At 66.9% G+C, this 16273-nt stretch carries 14 protein-coding genes; 8 read left to right on the plus strand and 6 right to left on the minus strand.

Annotation, left to right across the window (positions count from 1 at the left end; translation table 11 throughout):
• Nucleotides 1-153 precede the first annotated feature (153 nt).
• From AC3WP6_RS04150 to AC3WP6_RS04170, 5 genes are all read right to left on the minus strand, one after another.
• Nucleotides 154-1065 (minus strand): DUF4097 family beta strand repeat-containing protein, encoded by a 912-nt coding sequence (locus AC3WP6_RS04150; protein ID WP_492626530.1) that lies wholly within the window; start codon nt 1063-1065, stop codon nt 154-156.
• A gap of 5 nt (nt 1066-1070) precedes the next feature.
• Nucleotides 1071-1487: a hypothetical protein gene (locus tag AC3WP6_RS04155; protein ID WP_492626531.1), complete on the minus strand. Its 417-nt coding sequence runs from the start codon at nt 1485-1487 to the stop codon at nt 1071-1073.
• Complete coding sequence (locus AC3WP6_RS04160; RefSeq protein ID WP_492626532.1) at nt 1484-2032, minus strand: RNA polymerase sigma factor; 549 nt, start codon at nt 2030-2032, stop codon at nt 1484-1486. The genes AC3WP6_RS04155 and AC3WP6_RS04160 overlap by 4 nt, the downstream gene beginning before the upstream one ends.
• Before the next feature lie 107 nt (nt 2033-2139).
• Nucleotides 2140-3969 (minus strand): phosphoenolpyruvate carboxykinase (GTP), encoded by a 1830-nt coding sequence (locus AC3WP6_RS04165; protein WP_492626533.1) that lies wholly within the window; start codon nt 3967-3969, stop codon nt 2140-2142.
• An 82-nt stretch (nt 3970-4051) separates the two neighbouring features.
• Nucleotides 4052-4630 (minus strand): TetR/AcrR family transcriptional regulator, encoded by a 579-nt coding sequence (locus AC3WP6_RS04170; protein WP_492626534.1) that lies wholly within the window; start codon nt 4628-4630, stop codon nt 4052-4054.
• 98 nt (nt 4631-4728) lie between these two features.
• Between AC3WP6_RS04170 and AC3WP6_RS04175 the strand changes: the two genes are divergently transcribed.
• Entirely contained in the window at nt 4729-5619 is an 891-nt protein-coding gene (locus AC3WP6_RS04175) for an alpha/beta fold hydrolase (protein ID WP_492626535.1), read from the plus strand.
• Nucleotides 5620-5639: 20 nt separating this feature from the next.
• Nucleotides 5640-8108 carry an acyl-CoA dehydrogenase gene (locus AC3WP6_RS04180; protein ID WP_492626536.1) on the plus strand — a complete coding sequence of 823 codons (2469 nt, stop codon included), beginning with the start codon at nt 5640-5642 and terminating at the stop codon, nt 8106-8108.
• A 21-nt stretch (nt 8109-8129) separates the two neighbouring features.
• Here the strand turns inward: AC3WP6_RS04180 and AC3WP6_RS04185 are convergent, their stop codons facing one another.
• Nucleotides 8130-9044, minus strand: a complete 915-nt coding sequence (locus tag AC3WP6_RS04185) for a CPBP family intramembrane glutamic endopeptidase (protein WP_492626537.1) — start codon at nt 9042-9044, stop codon at nt 8130-8132.
• Between the two features lie 391 nt (nt 9045-9435).
• On the opposite strand from AC3WP6_RS04185, the gene cysD reads away from it, so the two are divergent.
• The 6 genes from cysD to AC3WP6_RS04215 all read left to right on the plus strand — a co-directional run bounded on the left by cysD (nt 9436) and on the right by AC3WP6_RS04215 (nt 16273).
• Nucleotides 9436-10362: a sulfate adenylyltransferase subunit CysD gene (cysD, locus tag AC3WP6_RS04190; protein WP_492626538.1), complete on the plus strand. Its 927-nt coding sequence runs from the start codon at nt 9436-9438 to the stop codon at nt 10360-10362.
• Entirely contained in the window at nt 10362-12221 is a 1860-nt protein-coding gene (gene cysC, locus AC3WP6_RS04195) for an adenylyl-sulfate kinase (protein WP_492626539.1), read from the plus strand. Before cysD ends, cysC begins: the two co-directional genes overlap by 1 nt.
• Nucleotides 12222-12407: 186 nt before the next feature.
• Nucleotides 12408-13508, plus strand: a complete 1101-nt coding sequence (gene gcvT, locus AC3WP6_RS04200; protein WP_492626540.1) for a glycine cleavage system aminomethyltransferase GcvT — start codon at nt 12408-12410, stop codon at nt 13506-13508.
• Between the two features lie 58 nt (nt 13509-13566).
• The gene (gcvH, locus tag AC3WP6_RS04205) at nt 13567-13962 is read left to right on the plus strand and encodes a glycine cleavage system protein GcvH (RefSeq protein WP_492626541.1); all 396 of its coding nucleotides are present in this window, start codon (nt 13567-13569) and stop codon (nt 13960-13962) included.
• A 408-nt stretch (nt 13963-14370) separates the two neighbouring features.
• Nucleotides 14371-14919 (plus strand): met regulon transcriptional regulator MetJ, encoded by a 549-nt coding sequence (gene metJ / locus AC3WP6_RS04210; protein WP_492626542.1) that lies wholly within the window; start codon nt 14371-14373, stop codon nt 14917-14919.
• 313 nt (nt 14920-15232) lie between these two features.
• The gene (locus tag AC3WP6_RS04215) at nt 15233-16273 is read left to right on the plus strand and encodes an energy transducer TonB (RefSeq protein WP_492626543.1); all 1041 of its coding nucleotides are present in this window, start codon (nt 15233-15235) and stop codon (nt 16271-16273) included.

The following is a 16273-nucleotide window of genomic DNA, read 5'->3' on the forward strand; positions in this document are numbered from 1 at the left end:
CAGTTGATCCGGCGACTGATTGGCGCACCAGGCGGCCACACCTACCCGCAGTGCCGTGACTACTCGCACCGGTTGCACCGGGGTTCCGGGTTTGCCGGCAATGCAGCCGCAGGGGTTTCTCGCTGACGGCGCATGGGGTGCTGGTCGCCGGGATCAATCCGGGTTCGGCTTGCGCAGGTGCAAATCGCCGCTGAAAGTTTCCACCTTGATGCTGCCGTCGCCGCCACCAAGGCGGGTGTTGAGCGTGTGGCCGCTGCCGCGACCGGGTTCGATGGCGCTGCCGAAATCGCTGCGCAGATCGCCGCTGAAGGTGCTTGCATGCAAGCGGGCCGAGGTCGCCGCCGGCAATTGCAGTTGCACATTGCCGCTCATGCTGTCGATGGTGAGTTGCCCCTCCTTGACCAAGCTGCCGGCAAGCTGCACGTCGCCGGAAACCGTGCTGAGCGACAGCTTGCGCCAAGGTCCGCCACTGGCCTGAATGCGGCCGGACACCGTTTGCAGTTTTCCGGCATCGCCGATCACCGGCGCCAGGATGTCGCCGCTCACGGTTTGCAGATTGGCCTGCGCGGCGTACCCCGCCAGCTCGATCGTGCCGCTCACGCTGTCGACCGTGAGTTGCGGCGTACGGGCGCTGATGCGTGCGCGCCCGCTGACGGTGTTGACCTTGACGGTGCCGCCGTCGGTGCCGTCGATGCTGAGCGGTGCGCTGACCACCTGCACGTCGAGGCTGGCGCCGCGCGGCACGTGCAGATCGAGGTTGGTTGGCTCCATGTGGCGGTTGCTGCCCCAGTTGAACCAGCCGCCACCGGCTTGCGATTCGACCTCGATGGCGAGGTTGGCGCTGGTGCCGGTGATCGCCAGCGGCTTGGCGCCGGCGCCGAGTTCGCCGCTGACTTCGACCAGCGCCCGGTCCCACGCGGTCACGTGCACCGTTCCGGCCACGTTGGCGATGCGGATGCGCGCGCTGGGCGTTGCCGGGTGACTGAGACGGATCGGCGTGCCGGCAAGGGCCTGTCCGACGGACAGGCAAAGCAGCAGCGGCATGCAGGCAAGGAAGGTTTTCATGAGCGTCAGCCAGCCTCGTGGGCGAGGTGTTGCAATGCGACCTGCTGGCGTTCGGTGCGCGCCAGCAAACGCCGCAACAGGGGGGAATCGGGATTTTGCTGCAGCGCACCCTGCAGCACCTCGCGGGTGGCATCCAGCTCGATGACGGCGCCGCGCAAGCGTGGATCGGCAGGGGTGACCCGCGCGGTCGCAGCGTCACCCAGGTCTTGTCCGGCGCGTCCATGCAGGCTTGCGCCAATGCCGCCGGCAAGCAGGAATGCGGCAGCGACCACCGCGGCGAGCATCCACGGCCGGCGTTTGTGCTTGGCGGTTGCCGACGGCGTGGCATCCAGCGCAGCGGCAATATCCGGCCACAAATCGCGCGCCGGCGTGCTGGGTTGTTTGAGGTCGCGCAGGGCGCGAGGCCATTCAAGTTCGCTCATGTCGAGCCTCCGAGGGCGGCGCGCAACAGGGTGCGCGCGCGATGCAACTGGGCTTTCGAGGTGCCGGCGGCAATCGCCAGCGCGGCACCGATTTCTGCGTGGTGCCAGCCCTCGATGTCGTGCAGCACCAGCACCGCGCGGGCGCGTGGCGGCAGACGGCCGATGGCGGCTTGCAGCTCTGCGCGTTCGGCCGCGCAGAACGGGGTGTCGGCGGGGTCGGGCAGGGCATCGGCGGCGTCGAAGGTGACCGGGTCGGCACGTTGCGCGCGCAACGCCATCAGCGCGAGGTTGATCGCCAGCCGGTACAGCCAGGTGCCGAATGCGGCCTCGTGGCGAAACTGCGGCAGTTTCTGCCACGCCCGCACGAACGCATCCTGGGTGAGGTCTTCCGCGCGGGCACGGTCATAACCGGCGAGCCGGCACATCGCGCCATGCACGCGATCCACGTGCCGCCGATACAGGCGTTGGAAGGCGAGGCGATCGCCCGTGCTGGCGGCACGCACATCGTCGGCATCCGGATCAGGTGCGATGGGCGTGGCGGGCATCCGCAGAGTGGCGAGGGCACAAGGTGCAGGCATCTTGCCAGCTTGGATGCGCCTTTGCGCCGGAAGGTTTGCATCGCCATTGGCGTGGCGATGCAAACCCAGGCCGTTTACGCGACGGCAGTGGCTGCGCGCGGGGCCGGGGTGGCGAGCGCGGCCACCACGCGTTGCTGCTCCGCATGCAGCTTGGGCGGCAATCGCGGCGCAAAGCCGGCGAGATATTCGCCGATGGCCGCAAGCTCGGCTTGCCATCCCGGACGATCCACGGCGAGCAGTTCGTCGAGTGCACCGGGTGCGAGTTTCAGGCCCGCAAGATTCAACTCGTTCGGGCGCGGCAACGTGCCGATCGGCGTGTCCATGCCGCTTGCGCTGCCTTCGACGCGCGCCAGCATCCATTCAAGCACGCGCAGGTTTTCGCCAAAGCCGGGCCACAGGAAACGGCCATCGACGCCCTTGCGGAACCAGTTGACGTGGAACACGCGCGGCAGTTTCGCGCCCGGCCGGTCGAAGGCGAGCCAGTGCGCGAAGTAGTCGCCGTAGTGGTAGCCGCAGAACGGCTTCATGGCCATCGGATCACGCCGCAGCACGCCGACGGCACCGGCCGCGGCAGCGGTGGTTTCCGAGCCCATCGCTGCGCCCAGCAGCACGCCGTGGGTCCAGTCGCGCGCTTCCATCACCAGCGGCAGCAGGTTTGGCCGACGACCGCCGAACACGATCGCGCTGATCGGCACGCCTTGCGGCGCCTCGGCCTGATCCGACCACGTGGGGCACTGGCGCGCGCTGGCGGTGAAGCGCGAGTTGGGATGGGCGGCCGGGCCGTTGGCCGGGTCGTACGGGCGGCCCTGCCAGTCGGTGACCGGCGTGCCCGGCAGGCCTTCCCACCATGGCTGGTTGTCGGCGGTGACGGCAACGTTGGTGTAGATCGTGTCGTGCGCGATGGTGGCCAGTGCGTTGGGGTTGGTGGCGGCGCTGGTGCCGGGTGCGACGCCAAAGAACCCGGCTTCCGGATTGATCGCATAGAGCCGTCCGTCTGCGCCGGGGCGCATCCAGCAGATGTCGTCGCCAACCGTCCATACCTTCCAGCCGGCGGCGCGATAACCCTCGGGTGGAATCAGCATCGCGAGGTTGGTCTTGCCGCAGGCGGAAGGAAACGCGGCGGCGATGTAATGGGTTTTTCCCTGCGGGTTCTGGATGCCGACGATCAGCATGTGTTCGGCCAGCCAGCCTTCATCGCGGCCCTGGTTGGAAGCGATGCGCAGCGCGTGGCATTTCTTGCCCAGCAGCGCGTTGCCGCCGTAGCCGGAGCCGAACGACTGGATCAGCCGCTCGGCCGGGAAATGCATGATCCAGCGCCGTTCCGGATCGAGCTCGCCGATCGAATGCAGGCCGCGCACGAACTCGCCCTCGCGCTCGATGCGCGCCTGGGCGGCCGCGCCCATGCGGGTCATGATGCGCATGTTGGCAACCACGTACGGGCTGTCGGTGATTTCCACGCCACAGCGCGCGAGCGTGGAGTCGATCGGCCCCATGCAATACGGGATCACGTACAGCGTACGGCCCCGCATGCAGCCCGCAAACAGTGCGTCCATCTTCGCGTGCGCTGCGGCCGGGGCCATCCAGTGGTTGTTCGGGCCGGCGTCTTCCTCGTGCTCGTGGCAGATCACGGTGAGGCGTTCCACGCGCGCCACGTCGCGCGGATCGGAGCGGTGCAGGTAGCAGCGCGGGTGGGTTTGCTGGTTCAGTTCGATCAGCGTGCCGTCGGCGAGCATATGCGCCACCAGCGCGTCGTATTCGGCTTGTGAACCGTCGCACCAATGGACGTGGGCGGGGTGGGTGCGTGCGGCGACATCATTGACCCAACGCTCGAGCGCGGGCAGGGTGCTGGCCATCGTGTCCTCACTGGTCTTTCGGCAAAAGGTAGGCGCGACCGTAATTTGCACTTACTGGCATAGGCAAGGGCGAACGCAACACGCAACAAAAACGGCGCCGCAGCGCCGTTTGTCGCGAGCACTCGACGCGCGCTCAGGCTGGGATGAGCGTGGCGATCATGTGCTCGATGTAGCTGTCGAACTCGTCGTGATTCAGACGCGGCAAGCCGAGCGTGAAGTTGAGTTGCAGAAAGCCAACGTAGGCGGCGTAGGTGAGTCGCGCGCGATTCAACGCCTCGCGCGGCACGAGCCCCGCCTCGCGGTAGGCGGTTTCGAGAAACTCGGTGCGCCGCTTCGACACGCGGGCCATCACCGGCACCACCAACGGGTGATCCAGCGCCTTGAGCAGCGCGGCGTAGACGCGATGAGGCTGCAGCTCGTGGGCAACGCGACGGAACAGTTCCGGCAGGCGCTGGCGGGGATCGGCAATCTTTTCGATCTGGCCCAGCACCTCGCGTTCGCCGTATTCCTCCCAGCGATCCAGGGCTGCCTGCAGCAGCGCTTCGCGCGAACGGAAATGCCAGTAGAAGCTGCCCTTGGTGACGCCGAGCTCGCGTGCCAGCGCTTCGACGGCCAGCGCGCCCACGCCATGGTCGGCGATCATCTGCAGCGCGGCGAGCTCCCAGTTTTCCGCGGTAAGGCGGGTGCGTTCGGGCTTGTGGTTGGAATCCATCGGCACATGGTAACGGCTGCTTTGCGCTTTGTAATCCGCTGCGCGGGCACGCCGGGCAAGGTTGACGGTGGTGGAATCCGCGCCCCATACTCACCCGTATGGATTCGTTCACCGCCACTGCTTCGTCTGGGTTCCGCACCGCCGATGGCCTCCGTCTTGCGGTGGAAACCCATGCCGCAGCGGGTCACCCCGGCCTTCTGTTTGCGCACGGCTTCGGCCAGACCCGCGGCGCGTGGGGGGGTACGGTGGCCGCGCTGGCAGCACAGGGATGCCGCTGTGTCAGCTTCGACGCACGCGGTCACGGCGAAAGCGATCGGTTGCCGGGGGGCGCCTACCGCATGCAGCAGTTCGCCGACGACCTGTTTGGCCTGGCGCGAACCCAGCCGCAACCGCCGGTGCTGGTCGGCGCGTCGATGGGTGGCTTGCTCGGCCTGGTGGTGGCCGGCGAAACGCGGCCGGTGCCGTTTCGTGCATTGGTACTGGTGGACATCACGCCGCGCTGGGAGACCCGCGGCGTGGAACGCATCCTCGCCTTCATGCAGGCGTGCCCGGATGGCTTCGGCAGTTATGCCGAGGCGGCCGAGCGCATTGCGGCCTACCTGCCGCAGCGCGCCGGGCGCAAGAGCGAAGCCCAATTGAAGCCGTTGTTGCGCGCAGGCGCGGATGGCCGCCTGCGCTGGCATTGGGATCCGGCCCTGCTGGGCGGGGATTTCATCAACGACGGCGAGCGTTATCAACCGCGTCTGCTCGCCGCCGCGCAGCGAATCGACGTGCCGGTGCTGCTGCTCTCGGGCGCGCGCAGCGACGTGGTCTCCCATGCCACCGTAGCCGAATTCCTGAAGCTGGTACCGCACGCCCGGCACGTCGAGGTGCCCGGTGCCACGCACATGCTTGCCGGCGACGCGAACGACGCGTTCACCCGCGAGATTGCCGGCTTCATCCACACCTTGAACGACGCGGACGCCCATCGCGGCGCCCGTGCCATGTAACCGCAACGAGGGTGCCAACGATGTCCGTGATCCTGACTTTGCTTGCCGCGTTGATTGCCAGCGGCGCCTGCGCCTACCACCGCGCCAGCCTGCGCACGTTTGCCTTCGCGGCCCCCGTGGCAACGCTGGTGGTTGGCCTGGTGGCCGATGCGCCACTGACCATGATCGTGCTGCTGGTGATCGAGCTTGGCATCGCGCTGCCGCTGCTTGTCGGTGGGTTCCGCAAGCGCCAGATCAGTGCACCGCTGCTCAAGCTGTTCGCCAAGGTGACGCCGAAGCTGTCGGATACCGAGCGCACCGCGTTGGAAGCTGGCACGGTGGGTTTTGAGGGCGAGCTGTTTTCCGGCAAGCCGGATTGGCACGAGTTGCTCAAGCAGCCCAAGCCGGTGTTGAGCGTCGAAGAACAGGCGTTCATGGACGGCCCGGTCGAAGAGCTGTGCGGCATGATCGACGACTGGCAGATTACCCACGAGCTGGCCGACCTGCCGCCGGAAGTCTGGGCCTTCATCAAGCGCAACAAGTTCTTCGGCATGATCATCCCGAAGCGCTACGGCGGGCTGGAGTTCTCCGCGCTGGCGCACTCGGCGGTGCTGCAGAAGCTCAACTCGATGTCGGCCACGGTGGCCTCGACGGTCGCGGTACCGAACTCGCTCGGTCCGGCGGAGCTCTTGCTGCATTACGGTAGCGAGGAGCAGAAAAACGAGCTGTTGCCGAAACTCGCCGTCGGCGAGGAGATCCCGTGCTTCGCGCTGACCGGCCCGTATGCGGGCTCGGACGCCACGTCCATTCCCGACACCGGCATCGTGTGCAAGCAGACGGTGGACGGCGTCGAGACGCTTGGCGTGCGGCTCAGCTTCGACAAGCGCTACATCACGCTGGCGCCGGTGGCGACGCTGGTCGGCCTCGCGTTCCACATGTACGACCCCGAGCATTTGCTGGGTGACAAGGACGACATCGGCATCACGCTGGCGCTCCTGCCGCGCGAAACCAAGGGGCTGGAAATCGGCCGCCGCCACTTCCCGCTCAACATCCCGTTCCAGAACGGCCCGGTGCGCGGCAAGGATGTGTTCGTGCCGCTCGGCACGCTGATCGGCGGGCGCGAGATGGCCGGCCATGGCTGGCGCATGCTGGTGGAATGCCTGTCGGTAGGGCGCGCGATCTCGCTGCCGTCGAACGCGACCGGCGGCATGCGCATGGGCGCGGTGGCGACCGGGGCCTATGCGCGCATGCGCAAGCAGTTCGGGCTGGCGGTGGCGCGTTTCGAGGGCGTGGAAGAGGCGCTGGCGAAGATCGGCGGCCTCACCTACGCCACCGCGGCGCTGTCGCGGTCGACCGCGGCGGCGGTCGACCGTGGCGAGAAGCCGGCGGTGACGTCCGCGATCGCCAAGTACCACGCCACCGAATGGGCGCGTGTCACCGCGGGCGCCACGATGGACGTGCACGGCGGCAAGGCGGTGCAGCTCGGGCCGTCCAATTACGCCGGCCGCGGCTGGGCCTCGGTGCCGATCGCGATCACGGTGGAAGGCGCCAACATCATGACGCGCAGCCTGATGATCTTCGGCCAGGGCGCGATCCGCTGCCACCCGTACGTGCTGAAGGAAATGCACGCGCTGACCATGGCCGACTACGGCGACAAGCTGCGCGCCTTCGACAGCGCGTTGTTCGGCCACATCGGTTTCGGCCTCTCCAACGCCATGCGCAGCTTCGCGATGGGCCTGACCGGCGGGCGTCTGGGTGAGGCCGCCGGGGACGCCTACACCCGGCGCTATTACAAAAAACTCAACCGCTACTCTGCCGCGCTCGCGCTGTGCGCCGACACCTTCATGGGCGTGCTCGGCGGCAAGCTCAAGTTCAAGGAGAAACTCTCCGCGCGCCTGGGCGACGTGCTGAGTTACCTCTACATCGCCAGCGCGATGCTCAAGCGCTACGAGGACACCGACCGTCCCGAGGCGGACCGTCCGTTCCTGGCGTGGGGGTTCCACGAGTGCATGTGGCTGATCCAGAACGCGCTGGACGGCGCGATCCGCAACTTCCCGGTGCGCCCGGTGGCATGGCTGCTGCGTGCGCTGGTGTTCCCGCTCGGTCGCCGCGAGGTGCCGCCGTCCGACCGCCTCGGCCGTCGCGTCGCCGCGTTGCTCACTGCCCCGAACGAGGCGCGCGATCGCCTGGCCGAGTGGACCTACCTCACGCCCACCGCCAACAACACCGTAGGCCGCATGAATGCCTTGCTGCCGGAAGTGATCGCTGCCGAGCCGGTCGAGCGCAAGTTCCTCAAGGCGCTCAAGGCTGGCGAGTTCAAGGCACACGACTACGACGACCAACTCGCCGAAGCACTGGCCGCCGGGGTGTTGAGCCAGGCCGAGCACGACCTGATCCGGCGCGTGCGCGACGCCACGTTCGAGTTCATCTCGGTGGATGATTTCGCACCGGAGGAATTGCGCGCGGCGGTAACCCGCGCCGACCGCGAACGCAGGGCAAAGGTCGCCTGAGCAGGAAACGCTGCGCGCCGTTCAGTGCCGCCGCCATGCCGGCGGCACGATCGAGCCGCGCCGCAGGGCGACGAGCAGCAGCGCGATCGAGCACAGGCTGCACAGGGTGAGCGCCACCACCGAGGCCTCGGCGCCAAACGTGCCGCCGGAGAGCCAATCCGGCCCGCTGCGGGTTGACACCAGCCATCCATCCGCGTGCGTGCCCGACACCGGGATGCCGTAGAGCGTGCCCTGCGCGAAGTTCCACGCCGCGTGCAGGCCGATGCACGGCCACAGCGAGCGGGTGAGGTGGTACACGAGCGCAAACAGGATGCCGGCCTCGATCGCGATTGCCAGCGAACTCCACGCCGTGGCGCCGGGATTGCCGGCATGCGCAAAGCCGAAGAACAAGGCCGAGAGCGCCAGTGCCCACCAGGTGCCGAGGCCTTCCTCGATCACCCGGAACAGCACGCCGCGGGTGAGGATTTCCTCGCTGATGCCAGCGCCGAGGCCGACCGTGAGCAGCGCGACCAGCCAGTGCGCGTCGGGGTTGGTGCCGGTCACGCGATAGCTGCCGACCAGCCACAGCACGCCGACGACTGTACTGAACAACCCCAGCCCGAATGCTGCGCCGGCCGCCATGCCGCGCGGCAGCTTGCGCAGCGCGAGCTCCGCCACCGGGCGCTGCTCGATCACATGCACCAGGAACAGATAGGCCAGCACCACCGGCAGCACGAATCCGGCGAGGTAGCGCACGCTGCCGAGCGGCGTGTTCAGCGCGTTCATGGGCGTCGGCGAGCCGCCCAGCATCACCTGCACCAGCGCCCCGAACGCGAGCATGGTGACAGCCAGCCCCACGACAAACACCGCGATGCGCGCCGGCGGCGAGTACAGCGTGACGCGCAGCCAGCGCGGCGTGTTGGGCGGCGTGGCGAAGGCGAGCGGAGAGGTCGGCACGGCAACGCTCCAAGTCAAACGCGCAGCCTAGCGCAGCACGTCGCGCGGCTCATCTGACGTCGCCGTGATGCCCATCGGCCGTGCGCCCCTACAGCCCGCGTGTGGTTCAAGACCATCGGCGGGACAAATCACGGGGTCGCCCGTGGGTGATTCCTTCGCAACGGCTTCTTGGCAGCCGGCGTGCCGCGCACCGAGTTGTGACCGCGGAAGCTACGGGCATGGCCACCAAGTGCCTCCAGCTACCAATCAGTGGCAGCGCGCAGGCTTCTGATGTGCTGATATGTCGCGTGGCGCACGCCGCAACCGTGCGGATTATTTCGGGCATTCAGTGCCTGCCGCGTAACATGGGCAGCCGATATCGCGCCGCGGGGCGCAGCAACGAGTACCGACGATGGAGTCAGTGCAGCACGCCATGGCGCAGGAAACCGCGCACCTCGATGAGCTGGAGGCCGAGGCGATCTACATCTTTCGCGAAGTGGCTGCGAACTACCGGCGGCCGGTAATGCTGTACTCGATCGGCAAGGATTCCTCGGTGCTGCTGCACCTGCTGCGCAAGGCGTTCTACCCGGCCAAGCCGCCGATCCCGCTGCTGCACGTGGATACCACGTGGAAGTTCCGCGAGATGATCGCGTTCCGCAACCAGGTGGCGGCCGCGGGCGACGTGCAGGTGCTGGTCTACACCAACCAGGAAGGCGTGCGGCAGGGCGTTTCGCCGTTCACCCGCAGCGCCGCGGTGCACACCGACATCATGAAGACCCAGGCGCTGAAGCAGGCGCTGGACCAGTACAGGTTCGACGCCGCGCTGGGCGGCGCGCGCCGCGACGAGGAGAAATCGCGCGCGAAGGAACGCGTGTTTTCGTTTCGCAACGCGCAGCATCGCTGGGACCCCAAGCACCAGCGCCCGGAGTTCTGGCACACCTACAACACGCGCTTGTGCGAAGGCCAGAGCGTGCGCGTGTTTCCGATTTCCAACTGGACCGAGATGGACGTCTGGCTGTACATCCGCCGCGAGGGAATCCCGCTGGTGCCGCTGTACTTCGCCAAGCCGCGGCCGATCGTGGAGCGCGACGGCGCGCTGATCATGGTCGACGACGACCGCTTCGTGTTCCGCCCCGGCGAGGCGCCGACGCTGCGCACGGTGCGCTTCCGCACGCTGGGCTGCTACCCGTTGACCGGCGCGGTGGAATCGGGCGCCGATACGCTGGACAAGATCATCGAGGAGATGGCCACCACGCACACCTCCGAGCGCCAGGGGCGGGTGATCGACAAGGACCCGTCGGCATCGATGGAGCGCAAGAAGCAGGAGGGTTACTTCTGATGGCCGCGAACGACAATCAGGGCCTGTTGCGTTTCATCACCTGCGGCAGCGTCGACGACGGCAAGAGCACGCTGCTCGGCCGCCTCCTGTATGACGCCGGTACGGTGCCGGCCGACCAGCTCGAGGCGCTCAAGGCCGACAGCCGCCGGCTGCATCCGGACGCCGGCGACGCACTGGATTTCGCGCTGCTCACCGACGGCCTCGAAGCCGAGCGCGAGCAGGGCATCACCATCGATGTGGCCTACCGCTATTTCCACACCGCGAAACGGCATTTCATCGTGGCCGACTGCCCGGGGCACGAGCAGTACACGCGCAACATGGCCACCGGCGCGTCGAACGCCGAGCTGGCGGTGGTGCTGGTGGATGCGCGCAAGGGGCTCCTGCCGCAGACGCGCCGGCACAGCTACATCTGCGCGCTGCTCGGCATTCGCCAGGTGATCGTGGCGATCAACAAGATGGATCTGGTCGGCTGCGACGAGCAAGTCTACGCCGGCATCGTCGAGGCGTATCGCGAGCTGGCGCAAACGCTCGGCATCACCAAGGTCGACTGCCTGCCGGTGGTGGCGCCGGGCGGCGACAACATCGGCGTGGCTTCCGCACGCATGCCGTGGTATCGCGGGCCGACGCTGCTGCAATTGCTGGAGGCGGCGGATGCGGCGCCGACCCGCGCGGCAGATTTCCGCCTGCCGGTGCAGTGGGTCAATCGGCCCGACCAGAGCTTCCGCGGTTACGCCGGCACTGTCTGCGGTGGCAGCGTGGCGCGTGGTGACGAGGTGGTGGTGCAGCCCGGTGTCGAGCGGGCGCACATCGCGCGCATCGTCACCGCCGATGGAGATCTGGAAACCGCGCGCGAAGGGCAGGCGGTGACGCTGTGCCTGGACCGCGAGCTCGACGTCAGCCGCGGCGACGTGATCGCCGATGCCGCGCATCCGGCGCCGATCGCCGACCAGTTCGCCTGCCACCTGGTGTGGCTGGGCGACAACCCGCTCCTGCCCAACCGCAACTACTGGCTGCGCATCGGCACGCGCACGGTCAATGCGCGGGTGATGTCGATCAAGCACAAGGTCGACGTCAATACCCAGGCCGAGCTGGCCGCGCGCAAGCTGACGTTGAACGAAGTGGGTTACTGCACGATCGGGGTGGACGCCGCGATTGCCTTCGAGACCTACGCCACCAACCGCACGCTCGGCGGCTTCATCCTGATCGACCGCCAGTCCAACGCGACAGTGGCCTGCGGCATGCTCGATTTCGCGCTGACCCGCGCGGCAAACCTGCACTGGCAGCATGTCGACGTGAACCGGACCGTGCGCGGCGAGAGCCTGGGGCAGCGGCCACTGTGCGTGTGGCTCACCGGGCTGTCCGGCGCCGGCAAATCCACCATCGCCAACCTGGTTGAAAAGCGCCTGCACACGCAGGGCTACCACACCTACCTGCTCGACGGCGACAACGTGCGCCACGGCATCAACAAGGATCTTGGCTTCACCCCGGCCGACCGCGTGGAGAACATCCGCCGCATCGGCGAGGTGGCGCACCTGATGGTGGATGCCGGCTTGATCGTGCTGGTCAGCGCGATCTCGCCGTATCGCAGTGAGCGGCGCTCGGTACGCGAGCGCTTTGCCGGCGGCGAGTTCGTCGAGGTGTTTGTCGACACCACGCTGGCACAGTGTGAAGCGCGCGACCCCAAGGGCCTGTATCGCAAAGCGCGCGCCGGCGAAATCCGCAACTTCACCGGGATCGATGCGCCGTACGAGGCACCGGAGAACCCTGAGGTGCACCTGCCCACGGCGGACACCCGTGCCGAGCGGTTGGCCGAGCTGCTGGTCACCCAGTTGCTTCCACGCATCGCCTCCCAACCGTAGCAACCCGCGCGGGCGTCGCCAAAGGCATCGTCCGCCAGTGCGCTCTTATGGGCGATCGGGCTTTCGCATGGAATCGTCGTCCGCGGACGGGCCCGGCCAACACCGGGCCGTGATGCCGTGCACGATGACGCGATGCCGCGGTGCGGCCGATAATGGCAACCCTCCCTCCCCGCAAGGCGTCCCGTGATGACCGAGAAGACCGTACTGAATGCCACCCACCGCGCGCTCGGCGCGCACATGGTCGACTTCGGTGGCTGGGACATGCCGGTCAACTACGGCTCGCAGATCGAGGAGCATCACGCGGTGCGCCGCAATGCCGGCATGTTCGACGTCTCGCACATGACCATTGTCGACTTGCACGGTGCGCGGGTGAAGGATTTCCTGCGCCATCTGCTCGCCAACAGCATCGACAAGCTCAAGGTCACCGGCAAGGCGCTGTACTCCTGCATGTTGAACGAGCAGGGCGGGGTGATCGACGACCTCATCGTCTACTACCTCGGCGACACCTTCTATCGCACCGTGGTGAATGCGGCCACCCGTGCCAAGGACCTGGCGTGGATCACGCAGCAGGCAAAAGCGTTCGACGTCGAGGTGAAGGAGCGCCCCGAGCTGTCGATGATCGCCGTACAGGGCCCGCACGCCCGCGAAAAGGTGCTGGCACTGGTGCACGAGGTGGATCGCGCGCGGATCGAAAAGCTCGCCAAGTTCACCGCGGCGGCGGCGCAGGGGCCGGGCGGCATGCCGCTGTTCGTCGCACGTACCGGCTACACCGGCGAGGACGGTTTCGAGGTGATGCTGCCGGCCGAACACACGCTGGCGTTCTGGAACGCGCTGCAGGCCGCCGGGGTGGTGCCGTGCGGGCTGGGTGCGCGCGACACACTGCGGCTGGAGGCCGGCATGAACCTCTACGGTCAGGACATGGATGAAACCGTGTCGCCGTGGGAGGCCAACCTGGGCTGGACGATCGCGCTCGATGCCGGGCGCGACTTCATCGGCCGCAAGGCGCTCGAAGCGCAGAAGGCGGCCGGTGTCACGCGCGTGATGGTCGGGCTGGTGCTGGACGGCAAGGGCGTGCTGCGCCATGGCCAGAAGGTGCTCACCGCCAACGGCGATGGCGTGATCCTTTCCGGCAGCTTTGCGCCGACGCTGGACAAGGCGATCGCGTTTGCGCGCATCCCGGTCGGCGAGCCCGGTGCCGTACGCGTCGACATCCGCGGCCGCGAGCTGCCGGTGCACATCGTGAAGTACCCGTTCGTGCGCGACGGCAAGCCGTGCGACGGCATCTGAAGCGCGTTTGCTTGCGGCTAGAATGTGCCCATTCCCTGACCCCTGACTGGAACCGACCATGAGCGAAATCCCCGGCGACCTGAAGTTCAACAAATCCCACGAGTGGGCCCGCGTCGAGGACGACGGCACCGTGCGCGTGGGCATCTCCGACCATGCGCAGAGCCAGCTTGGCGACCTCGTCTACGTCGAGCTGCCGGAGATCGGCTCCAGCGTCGAAGCCGGCAACGCCGCTGCGGTGCTCGAATCGGTCAAGGCCGCCTCGGACATCTATTCGCCGGTGTCGGGCGAAGTGGTCGAGGTGAACGAGCTCCTGAGCGACAAGCCGGAGACGATCAACGCCGATGCGTTTGGCGAAGGCTGGATCTTTGCGGTGCGCCCGAGCGACCGCAGCGAGCTCGATCAGCTGCTCGATGCCAAGGCGTACGAGGAGCTGATCGAACACGACGAGCAATGAGAGTTCGTCCATGTCCGCCCGCAAACGGCCGCCGCGAGCGGCCGTTTGCGTATCCGGGTGTGCCGCGACGGCCTGCGCATCGGTCGCGTGGTGTTCATCTCGAAAACGCGCGTGGCAGGTCCTCCGGACAACATGATGCGTTACTGGCGTCAATGTCCGGCGCCTCTGGGCGAGGTGGGCAAAAGTGGCTTGTTTCAAGTGCTTTCGCGTTTTGTTGCGGTCTGCGCGCTGAACGTTGTATGGACGTCCAGACGTCTGTTGATGAATACCGGCAAAGGGCCGATTTTCAAACCGCTGCCAGGGCGCGGGTGACGGGCGTGGTGAAACGGCTTGATTTGCCGACCAAAATCCATTGACAGCAGCTACCCTGCGGAATAGCTTTCGCCCAAGTTCACGGGGAACGGCAACATGGCAACACCGAAATTCATCGCACCGTATGTCGAGCATGGCGAGAAGGCCAACGCGGTTCGCAAGATCACGGTCTCGATTCCGCTGCATGTACTGAGAACGCTTTCCGACCTGCGCACAGAACGTCAGGTGAAAAATCTGCGGCACGCCACCAACAGCGACTTGCTGGTGGAGGCGTTCCTCCACGCTTTTACTGGGCAACCACTGCCAACCGATGAGGAGCTGAGACGAACCATGGTTACCACTGCCAAGAAACCTGCTGCAAAGAAACCGGCCGCTGCCAAGAAAGCGGCCGCCAAGAAGACGGTCGCGAAGAAGACCGTCGCCAAGAAAGCCGCCGCGAAGAAGCCGGTGGCAAAGAAGCCGGCAGCAAAGAAGGCTGCCGTAAAGAAGGTCGCGGCCAAGAAGCCTGCCGCGGCGAAGAAAACCACTGCCAAGAAAGTTGCAAAGAAGCCGGCGGCCAAGAAGGTCGCGGCCAAGAAGCCGGCGGCGGCCAAGGTGGTCAAGGCCACCAAGGCCAGCAAGCCGAGCAAGACCAGCAAGAAGTAAGCAACCTACAAATACGCGTCAATCGTGATTGGCTTTCCGCGGTGCCCAGCGCGGAAAGCCCGCTTCGAAATTTCGTCCCGGCCCTGCCGGGACGTTTCGTTTGGGCAGCAGGAAGGTGTGGAACCAAAGGGGCGCTGCTCCGCATGGGCGCCGGTTGCAATGGTGCCGGGTCGCCTTGTCGCTGGATTTGCACCGGTCGGCACAATGCGGGTACCGTTCGCCCATCCGCGCCGCGACGTTGTCAGGGGACTCGTCGCTCCTGGATTTACGGGGGGAAAAAGCGCGGGTATCTGTCGACACTCAGTGAGAGACCATGGATACCCGATACATGCTGCAAGCGCGCCGCTGCGCGCGCGGGGCCGCCCGGCCCGTTATCGTTGCCATCCTTGCCATCTTCGCGGCATTGGCCATCGCCGCATACCTGCTGATCTTTCGCCCGGTGCAGGAGCAGCGTGCGCTGGATGTCGGTGGCGCACCCGCCACCACGGCAGTAGTCAACCAGGCGGCCACCGCCGCTGCGACCACGGCCACGACGAACCTGCAGGCGATGGACGTCAATCAGCTTTTGACCGAAGCGGGCAAGGCGCTCAAGGCGCAGCGCCTGCTGGCGCCAGTGGGCAACAACGCATTCGAGTACTACCTGCGCGTGCTGGCCAAGCAACCCGGCAATGCGGTGGCCACCAGCGCGTTGCGCGAGACCTTCCCGTATGCGGCAACCAGCGCCGAGCAGGCAGTCAACTCGCGCGACTTCAACGAAGCACAGCGCGAGATCGACCTGTTGGCGAAGGCCGATCCGGCCAACTTCACGCTGACCATCCTGCGCTCCAAGCTCGACGCGCAACGCAAGCTGGCGAACCAGCAACAACAGCAGGCGCAGGATCAACAAAAGGCCGCGCAGTTGGTCGCGCAGCGTGCCGCAACGGAAAAGGAAAACGCCGCCAAGGCGGCGGCACAACAGGCTCAGCTGGCGGCGGAGCAGCAAGCCAAGGCCCGCCAGCAGCAGGCGGGCGAACAACAGCGCAAGCAGGCGGCGCCGGCGCAGGCCACGGCGAAGACGGCCACGGCGGCCGCCGGTGGCGAAAACGCCGACGCGGTGTTGCTCAAGCCGGCCAGTCCGAATTACCCGACCGCGGCTTTGCGTGCCGGGCAGAGCGGCTGGGTGATGGTCGGCTTCACCATTTCGCCGGAAGGGCGCACCACCGACATCCACGTGATCGAGGCGCAGCCACGCCATGTGTTCGACCGCGCGGCAGTGGATGCCGTGTCGCGCTACCGGTTCAAGCCGGCGATGCATGACGGCGTGGCGGTGGCCAGCAACAAGCAGCAGAAGATCGAGTTCAGTACCGGACGCTGA

This window comes from Rhodanobacter sp. FW106-HT46G03 (assembly GCF_058789895.1).